This is a genomic window from Pseudomonas sp. RGM 3321, from assembly GCF_022836805.1.
GTDB lineage: Bacteria > Pseudomonadota > Gammaproteobacteria > Pseudomonadales > Pseudomonadaceae > Aquipseudomonas.
Genome location: NZ_JALHBH010000083.1, coordinates 38,973 through 52,319 on the forward strand (window position 1 = coordinate 38,973; position 13,347 = coordinate 52,319).

The 13,347-nt window shown below is 54.4% G+C and carries 22 protein-coding genes and 1 pseudogene; 17 read left to right on the forward strand and 6 right to left on the reverse strand.

Annotation, left to right across the window (positions count from 1 at the left end; all coding sequences use genetic code 11):
• Positions 1-108 precede the first annotated feature (108 nt).
• Positions 109-381 carry a hypothetical protein gene (locus RGM3321_RS02370; RefSeq protein WP_244391404.1) on the forward strand — a complete coding sequence of 91 codons (273 nt, stop codon included), beginning with the start codon at positions 109-111 and terminating at the stop codon, positions 379-381.
• Here RGM3321_RS02370 and RGM3321_RS02375 read toward each other — a convergent pair.
• Complete coding sequence (locus RGM3321_RS02375; protein WP_244391406.1) at positions 374-562, reverse strand: hypothetical protein; 189 nt, start codon at positions 560-562, stop codon at positions 374-376. The two genes, RGM3321_RS02370 and RGM3321_RS02375, sit on opposite strands and share 8 nt — an antisense overlap.
• 113 nt (positions 563-675) lie before the next feature.
• On the reverse strand, positions 676-906 hold the full coding sequence (locus tag RGM3321_RS02380; RefSeq protein WP_244391408.1) for a Cro/CI family transcriptional regulator: 231 nt from the start codon (positions 904-906) through the stop codon (positions 676-678).
• A 78-nt stretch (positions 907-984) separates the two neighbouring features.
• Between RGM3321_RS02380 and RGM3321_RS02385 the strand changes: the two genes are divergently transcribed.
• The 4 genes from RGM3321_RS02385 to RGM3321_RS02400 are packed head-to-tail and all read left to right on the forward strand — an operon-like array spanning position 985 to position 3,165.
• Positions 985-1,836 carry a LexA family transcriptional regulator gene (locus RGM3321_RS02385; protein ID WP_244391410.1) on the forward strand — a complete coding sequence of 284 codons (852 nt, stop codon included), beginning with the start codon at positions 985-987 and terminating at the stop codon, positions 1,834-1,836.
• 11 nt (positions 1,837-1,847) lie between these two features.
• Complete coding sequence (locus RGM3321_RS02390; protein WP_244391412.1) at positions 1,848-2,087, forward strand: hypothetical protein; 240 nt, start codon at positions 1,848-1,850, stop codon at positions 2,085-2,087.
• A gap of 47 nt (positions 2,088-2,134) precedes the next feature.
• Positions 2,135-2,461: a hypothetical protein gene (locus tag RGM3321_RS02395; RefSeq protein WP_244391413.1), complete on the forward strand. Its 327-nt coding sequence runs from the start codon at positions 2,135-2,137 to the stop codon at positions 2,459-2,461.
• Entirely contained in the window at positions 2,458-3,165 is a 708-nt protein-coding gene (locus RGM3321_RS02400) for a hypothetical protein (protein ID WP_244391415.1), read from the forward strand. The genes RGM3321_RS02395 and RGM3321_RS02400 overlap by 4 nt, the downstream gene beginning before the upstream one ends.
• Positions 3,166-3,351: 186 nt before the next feature.
• Here RGM3321_RS02400 and RGM3321_RS02405 read toward each other — a convergent pair whose 3' ends face one another.
• Positions 3,352-3,522 carry a hypothetical protein gene (locus tag RGM3321_RS02405; RefSeq protein ID WP_244391417.1) on the reverse strand — a complete coding sequence of 57 codons (171 nt, stop codon included), beginning with the start codon at positions 3,520-3,522 and terminating at the stop codon, positions 3,352-3,354.
• 184 nt (positions 3,523-3,706) lie between these two features.
• Here RGM3321_RS02405 and RGM3321_RS02410 point away from each other — a divergent pair.
• The 7 genes and pseudogenes from RGM3321_RS02410 to RGM3321_RS02440 all read left to right on the forward strand — a co-directional run.
• Positions 3,707-3,898 (forward strand): annotated as a pseudogene (locus RGM3321_RS02410) (helix-turn-helix transcriptional regulator); the annotation flags it as partial.
• A 469-nt stretch (positions 3,899-4,367) separates the two neighbouring features.
• Positions 4,368-4,865: a hypothetical protein gene (locus RGM3321_RS02415; protein ID WP_244391418.1), complete on the forward strand. Its 498-nt coding sequence runs from the start codon at positions 4,368-4,370 to the stop codon at positions 4,863-4,865.
• Between the two features lie 399 nt (positions 4,866-5,264).
• Positions 5,265-5,666 carry a helix-turn-helix transcriptional regulator gene (locus RGM3321_RS02420; RefSeq protein WP_244391420.1) on the forward strand — a complete coding sequence of 134 codons (402 nt, stop codon included), beginning with the start codon at positions 5,265-5,267 and terminating at the stop codon, positions 5,664-5,666.
• Positions 5,667-5,731: 65 nt separating this feature from the next.
• Positions 5,732-5,923, forward strand: coding sequence for a hypothetical protein (locus RGM3321_RS02425; protein WP_244391422.1), 192 nt, complete (start codon positions 5,732-5,734; stop codon positions 5,921-5,923).
• A 32-nt stretch (positions 5,924-5,955) separates the two neighbouring features.
• Positions 5,956-6,177 carry a hypothetical protein gene (locus RGM3321_RS02430; RefSeq protein WP_244391423.1) on the forward strand — a complete coding sequence of 74 codons (222 nt, stop codon included), beginning with the start codon at positions 5,956-5,958 and terminating at the stop codon, positions 6,175-6,177.
• A 615-nt stretch (positions 6,178-6,792) separates the two neighbouring features.
• Positions 6,793-7,131 carry a hypothetical protein gene (locus RGM3321_RS02435; RefSeq protein ID WP_244391425.1) on the forward strand — a complete coding sequence of 113 codons (339 nt, stop codon included), beginning with the start codon at positions 6,793-6,795 and terminating at the stop codon, positions 7,129-7,131.
• Positions 7,131-7,757 carry a hypothetical protein gene (locus tag RGM3321_RS02440; protein ID WP_244391427.1) on the forward strand — a complete coding sequence of 209 codons (627 nt, stop codon included), beginning with the start codon at positions 7,131-7,133 and terminating at the stop codon, positions 7,755-7,757. Before RGM3321_RS02435 ends, RGM3321_RS02440 begins: the two co-directional genes overlap by 1 nt.
• Positions 7,758-7,760: 3 nt before the next feature.
• Here RGM3321_RS02440 and RGM3321_RS02445 read toward each other — a convergent pair whose 3' ends face one another.
• Positions 7,761-8,678, reverse strand: a complete 918-nt coding sequence (locus RGM3321_RS02445) for a hypothetical protein (protein ID WP_244391428.1) — start codon at positions 8,676-8,678, stop codon at positions 7,761-7,763.
• A gap of 221 nt (positions 8,679-8,899) precedes the next feature.
• On the opposite strand from RGM3321_RS02445, the gene RGM3321_RS02450 reads away from it, so the two are divergent.
• Both RGM3321_RS02450 and RGM3321_RS02455 read left to right on the forward strand, forming a co-directional pair.
• Entirely contained in the window at positions 8,900-9,247 is a 348-nt protein-coding gene (locus tag RGM3321_RS02450) for a hypothetical protein (protein WP_002553171.1), read from the forward strand.
• Between the two features lie 29 nt (positions 9,248-9,276).
• Positions 9,277-10,089, forward strand: coding sequence for a DUF2303 family protein (locus tag RGM3321_RS02455; RefSeq protein WP_244391430.1), 813 nt, complete (start codon positions 9,277-9,279; stop codon positions 10,087-10,089).
• Between the two features lie 105 nt (positions 10,090-10,194).
• Here the strand turns inward: RGM3321_RS02455 and RGM3321_RS02460 are convergent, their stop codons facing one another.
• The gene (locus tag RGM3321_RS02460; protein ID WP_244391432.1) at positions 10,195-10,770 is read right to left on the reverse strand and encodes a hypothetical protein; all 576 of its coding nucleotides are present in this window, start codon (positions 10,768-10,770) and stop codon (positions 10,195-10,197) included.
• Between the two features lie 110 nt (positions 10,771-10,880).
• Here RGM3321_RS02460 and RGM3321_RS02465 point away from each other — a divergent pair, with 110 nt between their 5' ends.
• From RGM3321_RS02465 to RGM3321_RS02475, 3 genes are all read left to right on the forward strand, one after another.
• Complete coding sequence (locus tag RGM3321_RS02465) at positions 10,881-11,477, forward strand: hypothetical protein (RefSeq protein WP_244391434.1); 597 nt, start codon at positions 10,881-10,883, stop codon at positions 11,475-11,477.
• Positions 11,478-12,010: 533 nt separating this feature from the next.
• A complete protein-coding gene (locus RGM3321_RS02470) occupies positions 12,011-12,787 on the forward strand; it encodes a DUF2786 domain-containing protein (RefSeq protein ID WP_244391435.1) in 777 nt (258 codons plus the stop codon).
• An 89-nt stretch (positions 12,788-12,876) separates the two neighbouring features.
• Positions 12,877-13,128 carry a hypothetical protein gene (locus RGM3321_RS02475; protein ID WP_244391436.1) on the forward strand — a complete coding sequence of 84 codons (252 nt, stop codon included), beginning with the start codon at positions 12,877-12,879 and terminating at the stop codon, positions 13,126-13,128.
• A gap of 35 nt (positions 13,129-13,163) precedes the next feature.
• Here the strand turns inward: RGM3321_RS02475 and RGM3321_RS02480 are convergent.
• Positions 13,164-13,347 (reverse strand): hypothetical protein (locus RGM3321_RS02480; protein WP_244391437.1); only part of this gene is annotated, 184 nt, incomplete at its 5' end.

Below are 13,347 nucleotides of genomic sequence, written 5' to 3' on the forward strand. Positions count from 1 at the left end.
GCCGGTCTAGCCACCGGCTTTTTTTTGCCTGAAACTCAGGTGTTTTAGGTGTCCGGCGCATCTGTGGTAGCTTTCTGATTCCACTCGAAAAGGCCTAGGAGGCCGGACATGAAAGTCGTTGACTTGATAGACGCGGTAAAAGGAACTGGCGATATCGACAAAAAGTTTGAATATGTCGTTACAACTCTCGCCACCGCCGCAACAGCAAATACAAATGGCATGCTGATGCTCTTGGATGTACTGAACAAAAGCCCTTCATTCGATAAGGCCGCGCTCAAGAAAAGCTTGGAAATGCTTCGCGACGAACCGCCAGTTTCTGGGGATATCAATGGCGGCTTGCACTCGCAAATGATCGACATGTTCATTTCGAGCCTCAGCTAGTCACTGTTACGAGAAAGCCAGCTGCGTAAAGCTTTCCGTCGGGCTTATGCTTGTGCGATACGGAAACATTGCAGTGGATCTCAGTGCATGCGGCGGTCCGCGAGGAAGCTGAGATCTTTTTGGCGAGGCAGTCGAGCTTCTCGATTGCCCCGCCCTTTTCTTGATATTCGTTGTGGCTCATCGCCTTTCTCCTGGCCTGCTCTGGGCCATGAACGTTGCTTAATTCGGTACTGGATGAATCAACAGCCTATCCGCTGTACTACCTGCCCTTCCCGCCTGAGCGGATAATTCCCATCACGCCACTGACGTACGCGGCGGATGAATGGGTTTAAGCACCTGATTTCTTGCTGGGATTGGTTTGATCTCATAGGCCGAGAGCGAACCGTCATCCATCAATGTGATGTTGATGTTTCGCCCAGATCTGTGCATTTGGGATACGGCGCTCTGCTGAATGTCCAGAGCCTTGGCGAGGTCACTCTGAGTGCCATGAGTTGCCAGATACTCCCCAAGGGTTACGGTCTTCATTGGCGAATCTCTGATGGTTTTGCGTAAATATTAGCACTGCTGTTTTATAAAAAACAAGGAAAGGATTAGCAGTGCTGTTTGATTAAATATCAGCCCTGCTACTTAATCGCGCACATGAACAAACCGACAAGAACTCCGCTGGCCGACTGGCAACTCGCCGATGCAGAGCGGCTGCGGGCCGTTTACAAAAAGCGAGTAGCAGAGTCAAAGCACCTCCCTCACGCGCGCCCGCTCAATCAAACAGAGGTTGGGGAGCGATGCGGATGGAACTCCCCTCAAAGCGCTTTCAGTCAGTACGCGAACGGCAAGGTCGCCCTGAACCTTGACGCCCTTATAAGGCTGTCCAAGGCGCTCGACTTTGAGCCTGCGGAGGTGAGTCCCACCCTGGCGGATGGAATAGCTCGAGCGTCCGACGACTCCCTTGATTTTGGCGCCCAATCAGTGCGCGCACCGGCCAACACACCAATGCCCACAGATGTTGAGCCTGAGATTGATCTCGACAGCAGCTACTCATTCATTCCCCAGTACACAGCGATGGCGGCAGCTGGCACAGGCCATGACAACCCACACGTCGAGATTCGCAGCACCCTGGCGTTTAAGAAGGAATGGCTGAGAGCTAAGGGACTGCAAGCTCGGAATCTTCGCGTCATTTACGCCGACGGGGAAAGTATGTGGCCAACGATCAGTGATCAGGATGTGCTGCTCATCGACAGCTCGCAGGTTGAGCCGGTAGATAATGGTGTCTTCGTGATACAGAGCGTATCGGATGGCACCATGGTAAAGCGCCTGGTTAAGGCACCGCTTGATCTGTGGATTCTGCGCAGCGACAACGTAGACAAACAGGCGTATGCGGATCGGTCGTTCACACGCAGCGAACAGAATCAGCACCAGATCATCGGCAAGGTCATCTGGCGCGGCGGGGATTTGTAGGAGTACCAGTCATGGGATTGACAAAGCCGAACCAAGAACTCGCGCGAGACCTTCAGGGCCTCGCTGCCGACTTCAAATGGTCAGCCGTGGAGCTGATGCGGATCGCCGAGCGGTTGAGCCTGGTGGGCAATGAGGCTGACGCCCAGGCCATTTTCAAGATGATCACGGTGTTCCATGCCGGCGAGGACAAATTGGCAGGGTATGTAGGTGAGGTTAGGCAAGGAAGGATTGTGCGGGAACGATCTGAGTAGCCGGGTCATCTGGCGCGGCGGGGATTTGTGGCAAATAGGGATTATTTATGGCTGAAGATCTAGTACACCGCAGATCATCCAATTTTCAGGATGAATATGTAGACACATTTACGCCAATAGCTATGAGCTGGAATGGCTCGGAGCGCATGCATGTGACATTTGGTCGAAACTCCCTAGAGGTCACAAAGGAGCAAATAGTCCCGGACCCAGAAGATAATCAGCGAGCTATCCTCGCCAACCCTCACGTAGCAGGGTATCGAAATGACGTGGTTGCCCTTACGATGCCACTAGAGGTGGCAGAGAAATTGGCCCACGAGCTTCTCAAGATGGTCGGCCAAGCGAAGAAACGAAAAGAATCTGGCGGTGCCCAGTGAGCAGCAAGTTCGGCATGGGGTATATTTCCCCCGGTGATAATGACGACGGCAGCGATGAATACGTGATAGCCAACTACAATTCGGCTGGCTACCGAGAAAATGAATCCTACGTTTTTTCTCTGGATCAAAATGAAGATATTCATCAAGATCACAATACTAAGCTGCGTGACAAAGCTACGGACGAAGACGATACTCAGCGCATGAGCGGACCACACGATTATCGACATGAGCTTTCCCTTCGCGACGAGCAGATCCGTCGGGAGATGGACCTGCGTCAGGAATCATTCCGGGCAGAGCAGGCAGCTCGCGATGCGGCATGGAATGAGCGGTTTTCGGGGTTTCTATCAACCCAGGCTGAGCACGACAAAGTTATTGATGCAAAGCTCGATAGCATAACTACAAAGGTCGATGGTATAGCTGCAAACGTTGGCAGCTTTGAGTCAAAAATAGATCATGCTTTAACAAATGTGAGGAAATCTAATCGCGCAACCTTGGGAGGCCTGATCACCGTCGGCATAGCCATTGTGCTCGGTGTGTGGGGCGTAAACTCCACGATCATCAGCAGCGCGTCTAGTATTTTCACAGCTGGACAGGATTCGCAAAAGTCGCAACAGGCCAGCGAACAAATATTTAAGGATACCCAAGATCTTCTTCGACAGCTTAAGCAATCCCCCGCCCCGCCAACGCAATCATCCTCGAAATAGTTACAGCCCGGCCCAGCGCCGGGCTTTTCCGTTGTAGCGCCAGGCATCAAGACGAGCCCCAACCCCGCTCAGGCATCGGCCTGCTCCACCTGCATATTTTGCGTTGACCTGCTGATCTCCAGGTGACCTGCAACCCACCCTTTCCGATCTGACCTGACCCGCCACCGGACGGGCTATGCGATCAGATCAACCCTTCATCCGCCTCTCCTCATCATCGATCTCAATCATGAGCTGCAAAGCTTCTATGTCTGACTCCAGATAGTGCACCGTGCCATCTGAGCTCTCGACTTTGAAAATTATGTCTAGCCCTGGTCTGCGCAAGGCAGCAGGTATTTCTTCTCCCACCAGCGTGTTCATGCGGACTGTCATTGGCTGCATGTCCTAAGTATCTGTCGACCCTTTTCAGCATAAATGCAAATACGATCCCGTCCAGCGGCAAACGCTTTATTCAAGTTGACTGAGCGTTTCGGTTAAGGCTTCATCTGCCCAAGCCGCCCACCCTGGTTGCCTTTGTCATCGCTACCCCATACTGGAAAAGCCCATGCCCTCAATCGGAGATCGGCTGAAAAGCGAGCGCAAGCGATTCGGACTATCGCAGGACGCTTTCGCAGAAATTGGCGGTGTCAAACTGAACGCCCAAGGTAACTACGAGGCCGGGCGAAGGATTCCCAAGGCAGACTATCTGGCACGGCTAGACAGTGCTGGAATTGATGTTCTGTACGTGCTGACTGGTCGCAGGTCAAAGCAAGTGAACACTCATAGGATGACAAGACGCCACACAGCCGACCGTTCAGCAGAGCCGGCCAAGATCCGACCAACTGCGAGTTATGCGACAGATGTGCCTGCTACGATTTCCGCCCCACTAGGAGGAATAGCCATGCCATCTGACCCGATGATTGCTCTTCTCTACCGCCTTAACGAAAACTCCAACGCCATCGCCAGTGCCGTCGAGGAAATTGGTCAATGGATTGATCAGCGAGGCTCTACGGATGTATCCGGACGTGTCGAGCAGTATCTAGGAGTGCTGGAGGAAAATTCCGAAATGGTTACCGAGTGCTTAGCTGAGCTGCTGTTTCGATCGCAGAGCTGACCCTCACGCATAAAGCGAGCCCGCCACTGAGCGGGCTTTTTTGCCCTTCATCCAGTGATGGCGGACGGCTCGCGTGGTAAGGTCTCGGCCCAACTCTATGGAAGGATGAAAGATGCGCACATCGAAAATCTTGGTATTGCTGCCTGTCACAATTTGCATGGGCGGCTGTGCTGCCCCGCAGCAAAATCAGTCCCAAAGCGTGACGCGAGAAGCTCACATCTTCAAGCCGATTGAATTCAAGTACGACGAAAAAAGACCAGCGGCTGCCAATTTCGCCCAACAGCTCGATATCCCGACTTTTCAGTGCGCTCTAGAAGCAAGCAATGGGAGCTATGCCGTTAGATATAGAAATCCACAAGGGATCACTGAGTACACCCGATCACTACTCGACTGCAATAACAATGCGAGATCTGAAGGCGATGCCGCGGTTGCGATGCTTAAAGCCGCAAAAGTGAGCCTAAAGCAGGCTGATTTGGCAAAAGACCTTTACGCCAAATGGTCGGCGTATCTCTCGACCATGAGTATCTACAGCAGGCCAGACATACGGGCCAAAATTCAGTACATTGCCGCCAAAGAAGCATTGGCGGCTGAGGTCAAACTCGCGCAGTAACCAATCAACCAAACCGATCTGAAGCCCGCCTCCAAGCGGGCTTTTTCGTACCCACCCCAGATTTTCGATCTGGCCCCGCCCGCCACTGGCGGTTCTGGCGCGCCAAATATATTAGCACTGCTGTTGACATACAATTATCAGCAGTGCTAATTTTAATCCATCGAGACGCAGCAACCCTTCAATGGGCCCAGCGGATTGAACCGCTCTTTAACATCGCCAAAGACAACCCCTGACGCCAGATGGCCGTTGAGTTCAGGGAACAGCACGAAACACAGTCTGCTACCGCGCACGATTACCCGGCGCGAAAGGTTTGCTGGAAAGACAGAAAAAAACGGAAAGCATCACTGAAGCACCTGGCTTGCCGGGTGCTTTGGGATGACAACCACCGAGTAAAACGTAATGGATACCACCATCGTATGTGGGGCATGGAGAGGCCACCTCGGCCGTGGTCTTGCGCCGCGAGAGTTGCAGTATTTGTTGTCAGCCGCCCAGGGCTGCACAGCCAAGGAAATCGCCCGAACGTTCGGCATCGCGCCGGGCACGGTCGTTAAGCGGCTGTCGGTCGCTATGTTCAAGCTGGGTGTGAATCGCCAGACAGCGATGATCGCCGAGGCCATGCGCCGCCAGATCATTTCTCCACTCTGCCTCATGTTCATGTCGGTCATCGTGCTGCACGCAGTGCTGGGCGACGAATCGATGAGGCGCGAGCGCAGAGCACCCGAGTCACGCCGGGGCGGGTACGAACAGAAGTTCAGCCGTAAGGGCTCGGACAAGCTGAGGCCAGTTGCTGCGATCTGCTGAGCAACGATTTCGCTGGCTGGCCTTGGCGACAGGGCCAGACGGGAAATCAACCGAAGGAACAGAAGATGACCACTGAACAGAGAGCTCCCTACCCGCGCTCAGCCGACAACGCGGACAAGATGAACCTGCCGGAAGGTATGACCTGCGGCGACTGCGTGCACTGCCGACGCTGCACGATGATGTTCGGCCACATACCGGAGGACGAGGCGTGTGACTGGAGCCCGTCGCGCTTCACGCCGGTGAAGCTGGTCGCCTGACGATTTACTGATGCCGCTTCTATGAGGCGGCATTGGAAATCAACCGAGGACAACACCATGTTCAAATTCTTCGCCTGGCTCCTCCGCCGCAAGGCCTCCGCAACACCAGCGCAACCGCCCCGCGACGCACCGGCAAGAACGTCACCCACCAAAACAGCGAGAACAGCGCCGAGTGCGGCACCTATGTCTCCCGCCCCGATACGGCGCGGAAGCTCACCCAGACCGACAACAGCAACCGAACGCCGCACTACTGAAGACCCAATCAGCTCACCTCTGCATCCGCTGAACCCAATCAACTCTACGATCTACAGCCACAGCGATACGCCGTCGCGCTCTCACTGCAGCGGCCAGAGCAGCAGTGACAGTTACAGCAGCTCATCCAGCTCCAGCAGCGACTGAGCAACCAGCGTCAGCCTGACGAAAACTGCCCGATCCCTGTCATAGCGCCAGGCTGCATCGGAGATTGATCGGAGCGTGCCCAAGCGGGCTGCAGCGCTAGGATCGCAAAGCCCCGGAAAAGTCCTGAGCCGAATCTGTCGGCCAATACCTGAAACGCGGCGGGAATCAAGCAGGGGTAGCGCCCTGGTGTTCCGATCAATCTCCGATGCGGATGAGTTCAAACCGTTAAATCGGCCCCCTGCATCACCGCAACAAAGCAGATGAATGCGCAGGCTGATGCGTAAACCTAGTTCCGTTGATGGCTACTGGAACCTAATAGAGTTAGGCCATCAAGCCGGAGATCAGCACCGGCCATCTGCATCACCCTCCCCCAAATCAAAACGACCGCATCGGCAGGTGCCAGGCCAGTCTCACGGCTGGGTTTGGTCACCCGCGCCTGTCATCTGGCCAATGCGGTCAAGGAGCCTCACATGCATCAGACAATCAGCCAGCGTCGTGCAATCCTCGAAGGCCTGCGCCAACGCTGCACCCTTTCCACTGCCGAGTTTTACGACAAGGTCGGCCGCAAGAACCCGGCAGCTCTGCCGCGCTTCAAGGTCGTGCCGAACGGCAATAACGAGTTCGGCATCGTCGAGCGTTCGACCGGTACGGTGCGCGGCGTGCATCGCGGCCACAGCGCGGCGTGTAAAGCCGCTGATCAACTGGAAGCCCAGCCTGTACATCAGTGGTCGTTCGCCACTCACATGCTGCGCTGGACTGCTGCCATCGCCACCGGCCTGGCACTGTTCGCCCTGTACGGTGCCAGCTGATGATCAGTCCAGAGCTGAGCACGATTCAGCGCAACAAAGAGCGGTCCGCCATCCTTGAGGCTGAGGTGGCTGCGTTCCTCAAGCGCGGCGGCGTGATCGGGACGCTCAAAGGCTTCCCGGTCAGACCGGAGCCGAAGCCATACGGCCGCATGATCGCGCCAAGTGCTCCCCAGCCCGCACCACGACGCCGCACAAAGGAGGCTATGCGCGCCGCCGCCCCTCGAGACGCCATCCAAGACCGCTGCCACGCTCGGACTGAACAGGTGGAAGTCGTCCGCAAGCTGGCCGAGACGATGACGATCACCGATGTCATGCGCGAAACCAGCCTGAGCATCTACAGGCTTCGGAAAATGGCCCGCGTGCACGGCTTCGAATACAAAGCGTTCAGCCCGGCTTCGAACCTCATTCCGTACCAACACGATCCGGTGGCCGACGCATTGAACGTGGGCCGGATCAAAGCCGCCCGCGACCGCGGTATATCGCGGAAGGCAGCCGTCGTTGAGCTGGGACTGAGTAACACGATGATCAATCGGCTGATCCGTGATTTCAAAATCGATTACCCGCTGAAAGGACCAAGCCGAAAGTTAGGCGCGTGCTCTGACGCTCCAATCCTGAAGAATATCTAATATTCAGCGTATCACGGGATAATAGCTGCCTTTTTTATCAGGCCCTTTAAAAAAGCGAGTTTTGACGTTAAACATCAAATCCACAGTATCGATTTCAGACGGCTCAATTACTCGATTAGCGACAATTTTAAAAGCGTGAGGGACGTTCTCTGCTTGTATGCTGGTAACTCTTGTTACTCCGGGTATCAGTGACAAGAAATTTTGAATCTCCGAAGGCTTTTCATAAGTATCCTTTACATATATAAGATACCCAATAGACTCCGTGACATTGACTATATCGCTTGAATTATTAATTGGAGACCCAAATCCCCTAACCTTGAGATCACTGATGAATGATTCAATGTAATCCAGCTTCTTAATCAGAAAGGTCTGAGCATCATCGGGCTCTACCGACTCTCTTAACACCCTGGTTTTTGTGACTCTGTAGACCGGATTATCAGGCTCTCCATTCAGCATGGCCGCGCTTATAGCAGCTTCTAGCTTAGGGGCAAGGTCAACCGCACCGAACATGTCATTTTGGAAGAATACTGTTCTCTCATCTGATATATCAAACGGCAGCCTAGTACCTGCCTCAGCTAAAACCACTATAGGTAGCCCTACACAATGCCGCACCGCTAGCTCATACATGACATTCGGGTTTAGCTCACTGAGATTAGCAATCACCAACTCGTCATATACAACGTGCTCTATAACCTGACGCGTTATTGAGCCGGGGCTGGCAATCTCATGAGCTACAAATGTCTGAAAGCCTAGCTTATCTAGAACCGGTCGCATTACAGCGCTGATCAGGCCGTCAGCGGCTCGCCGTGTCGTTGATGTGTCCGAACCTATGGGGGTGACAATGAAACATCTTTTAGGAGCGCTGTCCTTCAGAGCTTCAACCTCTTCCTTCGCTGCCTGTGTTGCATTCTGTCTAGCCACGCGACATCTCCTAGCCCAAGAGCTTTCCCTATTCGCGGTAGAAAACACGAAAATCGAGCGTATTACCAGAGCGAATTTGAAGATTACGTTTGGACATTGCGTACCTGTTCTAGGGCAATGTCTAACAAAAGTGGAGCTTTGCTACAGCCAAGAGCCGATTAACGCCGCAGCTACCCTCAAATACATCCGCCAATTGAAATCAAGTCCCCGGAGAAATATTCATGTCGAAGCCTACAGACACCAGTGAATTCCTCAACGAACTGAATGGCGGGGCTTTCGCCAGCCAGATCGGCCACGCCCTTTCCGAAGTTGCCGCCGGTGTCGTCGACCACGGCAAAGCCGGGAAGGTGGTCATCACCCTGGACTTCTCCCAGATCGGCGAATCCAGCCAGGTGAAGATCAAACACAAGCTCGACTACAAGGTGCCGACCAAGCGAGGCACCCGTAGTGAGAACACCAGCCTCGACACGCCAATGCACGTTGGCTCCGGCGGCAACATCACGCTGTTCGCCGAAAAGCACGACCAGCTGTTCACGCGTGACGATGCACCTATCCCACGCCGCGACTGATCACCCTCCCACCAAGCGAGACCGGAAATATGTCACTCACGAAAGAAGCAATCCAGCTGATCACCGACACCGCGCTGATCGCAAATGGCAAAGACCTGGGCACAGTCATGCCCACCATCGTGCTGCCGGAAGGCGCGAAGGTCGTGAACCTTGAGCAATTCGGCGCAGGCCGCAGTCGCTTCCGTGGCACGTTCTCCACCAACTCCCTGGCGGACTTCGCCAAGTACGTGTCCGACCGCGCAGTCGCCGACGCAAAAGGCTTCATCAATCAGGACGAAATGACCTGTTCGGTGCTGTTCAACCTGGGCAACGAGGAAGTTCCAGGCCACGCTGATGACCGCGCCGTACTGAAGCTCAAGCCCACCGCTGCCTATCAGGCCGTGCAGGCGATCAGTGGCCGGGCGATGTCGCAGAAGGATATGAGCGACTGGATTGAAGACTGGCACAGTACCCTATCGGCGGTCGGCGATGAGCTGCAGAACATCCCGTTGGCCAAAGCCATCGCCGCCGTGCGCACGATCACGGTCAAGGCGTCGTCGGAAAGCGATCACACCGTCAGCGAGACCCGCGCCAGCCGCAGCGCAATGGATGCCATCGAGGCGACCAGCAAAGAAACCTTGCCCACGTCGCTGATCTTCTCGGCAGTGCCGTTTGAAGGCCTGCAGCAGCGCGAAATCATCCTGCGCATTTCGGTCATCACCAGCGGCGCACAGCCAGTGCTGAAGCTGCGTTGGGTAGGCGAGGACGTGCAGCGCGAAGAAATCGCGCAAGAGTTCAAGTCGGTGCTTGAAGCGAAGGTGGGCGATGCTGCTCAGCTAGCGTTGGGAAGTTTCGTGTCCTAATGTATGAACCCGCACCACGAGCCCCCTACTTTAAGAGTCGTGGCGCGGGCATTTCCTTATTAGAGCATTCTGGTAATTTCTGGAGTATCCAGGAGGACTAGCTGCCTACGTATTATGAGATGCCGCTTGCGACATCAGAGATAAAAGGCCGGTACCGTTATCATCTGGGGTCATCCGCGATTCCTTAAATAGCTCGTCCGCAGTTATTCCGAGGCTTTCGTCGTCAATGTCCAGGCCAAGAGTAATTAGGTATATGCACAGACGAAGCAAGGATTCAGTGGATAGCTGATGCTGCAGCATCTCTTCTGCCGTGAGAGTATCTACGTCGGCGTGCGCAAAATACTTGTTTCGATAACCGTCTATCTGCAGCTCATCAAATAATAAGATCGCCTGCCGGGCTGCGCCGCTTCCATTTTCAGAAATGGCATCGGCGTACGTTTTCTGAAGATAAGCGACGCTGAGATTTTTGTTTCCTCGGCGATCGCCGGCTGGATCAAAAAATGAGCAAACGTTAAGAACAATATTCTTTAACAACGAATATTGAAGGATCTTAAATGTCTCAGGATATATCTTAATGAATACGTCTGACTGAGGCGACGCGAACAACCTCGCATAAAGCTCTATCTCCCGGCTGGTCGAAACCGCCGATGATATGAAGATTTCCACATCTTTTCGAATCACAGGACGCTACCTCAGAAATTTCGGCTCCATGCCGGTGATCATCTATAGCTCACCCCCAACCTATTTGCCACCACCGGACACGGAGGGCGGCGCCTGACTGGAGATAATCCATGGATAAGAACACGAAGATCCTGATCCCGGAAATCCCCGGTGAATGGACACAGCGCCTTCGTTCAGGAAATACAAACATCTGGAACGAAGCCAGACATGGCAGGCCGCACGCCAATGGTTCTCCGGAGGTGAGGCTTGACCCTCCAGAGCCAGGGCTTTATGCCGAGCGTATCGATGGATCTTGGTACTGGGTATCTGGCTGCGCCAAGTGCAACGGAACAGGCGAGAAGTACAGCTACTCGGTGTGCGACAAGCACAATGTTTGCCGACTGTGCAGCACTCACCGATCGAAGCTTACGGAAACACCATGGGGCCATCCTGACGGCTTCACATGCAAGCCTTGCCAGGACGCAGAAGACGCTGTTGCGAAGGCCGAAGCGCTGGCAAAGGTCGCCGAAGCTGAGTACGACGAGTGGGACTACCGCGATCAAAGCGAGTGCAAGTGCCCTCACTGCGCAACGGTGATCCACATCGAGACTGAAGACTACAGAGATAAAAACATGGACTGCGACACCTGCGGCGGCGCTTTCAGCCTCCAGCTCGAATATAGCGTCACCTTCACCACTACAGTGATCGGCGAACGCATCACAGCTTAAGCACAAAGCACACCCTCACCTACTACGCTGAAAGCACACAAGTGCACTTTACGGTAACTGCGGATCGGGCGGATATGGGCCAAGGACCTTACGAATATTTGGCCACACCATGTAAGCCTGCCAGTGCTTGTTGTCTCGCGAACAGTAAACCAAGAACTCAGTTTTGCTTTTACGGCTTACGCGGTAACGGTATATGCCACACGCTTTTATATCTGCGGCAACGAGAGTCCGGGTGATTTCTGTGTTGAATTCATGCAGCCATGGCCCCGGATACGTCTGACTTATCTGCTCGGGTTTGAAAGCGTCCGAGTCAGATGCACTGGTTACTGAAGCATCGCGTTTGCCGGGGCTGTTCGCAGCGCCAATGACCACGACAGTCGCAATTACACATGCGAGCACGATCCCCACAGTCCGTTGGCTCAAAACCTCACTCCCTTAAGTCTAAACGGATCTTCGCAGTCAACCTGCGAAAACGTCCGGTCGCAATCGATACCCCACTTCAACGACTCATGCCACCCCGGCGAGGATGAACCATGTCCGAAAAACAGATCGATCCGAAAAAACTCGAGCGTGCTATCCGCAAGATCAAGCATTGCCTGGCGCTTTCGCAAAGCTCGAACGAGAACGAGGCGGCCACAGCGATGCGCCAGGCGCAGGCGCTTATGCGTGAATACCATCTCAGCGAAACGGACGTGAAGGTCAGCGACGTTGGCGAGGCTCAATCCTCGATGTCCCGCGCTGCACGTCGCCCGTTATGGGACCAACAGCTGAGCGCCGTCGTGGCCAAGGTGTTCAACGTCAAGGCCCTGCGTTACACCCATTGGTGCGAGACCAAGAAGAATCGCGTCGAGCGTCCCAAGTTTGTGGGCGTGAGCCCTGCCCAGCACATCGCTCTCTACGCCTACGAAACTCTTCTTGCGAAGCTGACCAAGGCTCGAAACGCTTACATCGCTGGGGTGCGCGCCGGGAAGTTCAGGAGCAGCTATTCCGCCCCCACTGCCGGTGATCACTTCGCCATAGCCTGGGTTTTCGCGGTTGAGAGCAAGTTGCAAGAGCTTGTGCCGCGTGGTGAAGACCCGACAATGCCAGGACACCAAAGCGCAGGACAGGGGCTGGTAGCAGTAGAAGCCCAGCACCAAGCGCTGATTGATAGCTACCTCGCAGATAAGCAGATCGGCAAGGCCAGGAAGGTCAGAGAGGCAGAGCTCGACCTCAACGCCCAGATCGCCGGAATGCTGGCCGGCGCAAAGGTCGACCTGCATGCAGGCCTAGCCAATGGTGCCGAGCATGCACAAGCCATATGCTCATAGCAGAAGTCATTGAAGGTCGCTTTGATCAGCATACAGTGAGTTGCAATATTTCTTCATAGGTCTAGGCATCAGCCATGTGGAGCGTGAATATGGCTGCTCCACGCCTCAAAGGCGCTAATCTGGAGTTTTGCGGCATCATCCCATTGCGCTCCGCAAACCTCTTTAGCAACAACCAGCATCATCATTTTGGCGGTAGTTGCGTCAACTTGGAGGAGAAGTTCGTGACACCTAAATCGGTACTCATCAGAATCGCGCATGAAATCTACCCAACGACGCGCGTGACCAGGAGCTCCGGACTTCTCGTTCGCGTCTGGCTAACAGACTGCCCTTATGCTGAATAATTCCGCCAACGATCCGATTTCAGTCTAGGAAGACGCTATTTTTTGAGTGACAAATTGATTTTTCCGACAGACAAAGGCTCAGCGGGGCGTGACTTGACCTTGCCCCTGAAAAACGTATCCCTTGCCAGGTGCCTCAATAGCCGCAAGGATACGACATGACTAAGCTCAAGACAGACCGCGTTAAATACACCCTCGAGTTCAAGCTTGAGGCCGTGCGAC